This window comes from Mesorhizobium sp. M7A.F.Ca.CA.003.01.2.1 (assembly GCF_003998945.1).
Lineage (GTDB): Bacteria > Pseudomonadota > Alphaproteobacteria > Rhizobiales > Rhizobiaceae > Mesorhizobium > Mesorhizobium ciceri.
This window is the reverse complement of record NZ_RZRA01001154.1, coordinates 1-1,499: the sequence shown is the minus strand read 5'-3', so window position 1 is coordinate 1,499 and position 1,499 is coordinate 1. Positions and strand designations below refer to the sequence as shown.

Annotated in this window: 1 protein-coding gene and 1 pseudogene; one reads left to right on the top strand and one right to left on the bottom strand. The window is 61.6% G+C overall.

Annotated features, from left to right (window positions below; translation table 11 throughout):
* Window positions 1-498, top strand: a 498-nt coding sequence (locus tag EN969_RS30715) for a hypothetical protein (RefSeq protein ID WP_127419714.1), incomplete at its 5' end; no start/stop codon positions are given.
* Window positions 499-508: 10 nt separating this feature from the next.
* Here the strand turns inward: EN969_RS30715 and EN969_RS30710 are convergent.
* Window positions 509-1,499 (bottom strand): annotated as a pseudogene (locus tag EN969_RS30710) (hypothetical protein); the annotation flags it as partial.

Genomic DNA, 1,499 nt, shown 5'->3' with positions numbered 1-1,499 from the left:
TTCCGGCTGACCGGCAACATCGCAGAGACGGCCAGCGGCCGCCTGATCGAACAGCCCGAAGTCACGGCACTGCTGGGCGATTTCTTTGACACGCAAGCCGATTGGCAAAACATTACGGACGGCGCGGCAGAGGCCCTGGCAGGGCTTGGCGACCGCGCGGAAATCATCTTGCTGACGGCCATGCCGCACAAACACCGTGCCGTGCGTCGTGTCCATCTCGACGCGCTTGGACTGAGCTACCCGCTTCTGACCACTGAAATGGCCAAAGGACCGGCAGTGGCCAAGCTTCGCGGCAAGGCCGGCCGACCGGTGGTCTTCGTCGACGATCAGCCGCACAATCTGGCGTCGGTGCGGGAATCGGTCGCCGACGCCGAACTGTTCCACCTGATGGCCGACAATTCACTGCGCGCATTCCTGCCCCCGGTGACGGACGATGTGGTCGTCGTCCAGGACTGGCACGAAGCCGCGCCGAAGATCGCAAGCGCGCTGGGGCTCTAAACTCCAGCCTTCAAGGGTTCAGTTTCGCACCTGCGCCGCCGCTGTCGTCCCCGCTGTCATCGTCGCCGTCACCATCGTCCACGCTGTCGTCCACGGCCGGATCGGCAGGCTTCAGCATGACGCCATTGACGGTGACCGAACCGTCGGCCTTGGCGTTGACGATCCATTCCAGCCGTCCATCGGACAGCGTCTTGCCAAAGCCCTTCGCCATGAGAGCGACTGGCACGTATTGGGCCACCTCCGGTTCCGACTTTGCCGCTTCCTGCAGGCCTTCGACAAGCTTGTCGAAGCCGGCGACATCGACGGTCACGCTACCTTCGGGCTTTTCGCCCGGGAATGTCATCTCGCCTTCCAGGGCGATCTCCGTATCCTTGTTCTTCACGGTGCTGTGGCCAAGCACGACCTTCGGCGTCTTGGCCATGAAGTCGGCCTTAAGCTGCTCGCCGAATTCGGCAGACAGCGGCGGATTCTTATTGAGATCAAAGGCTTCGATCGCCTTCTTCGCCATGCTGTCGAGATCGATATTGGCGCCGCCAAAGTTCAAATCGACATCGGTGGGCAACAACCCCACGCTCCAGCTCGGGAGAAGCTGGGTCGGCACGGTCAGTCCCGATGCCTTGATGCCGTAGGTGATCGTGCCGTTTTGGGCGACGCCGTCGGAGCCGAACACGGTGCTGAGCTGGGTGGCGCCGAAATTGCCGACCGGGCTTTCCACCGCGAAATCCTTGAAACCATAGGTCCCGTCGATACGCTGCCAAAGCGGTAAGGCGGCGAACAAAAGCGATTTGAGCTGCGCCTGGTTGGCCTTCAGCGTCGCCTCGTCCTCGTTGGCCACAGCAAATGCCAGGAGATCGAGCAATGGCTTGGTCTGCACGCCCTTGCCGCTGGCTTCGACCGACAATTCCGGCGACCTGACGGTGACCGGGAATTTCAGCCCGCTCTCGGGGTCATCGAAATTGATCGCTTCGACAAAACTCGACACCTTCTGCGAGGTTGTGAAA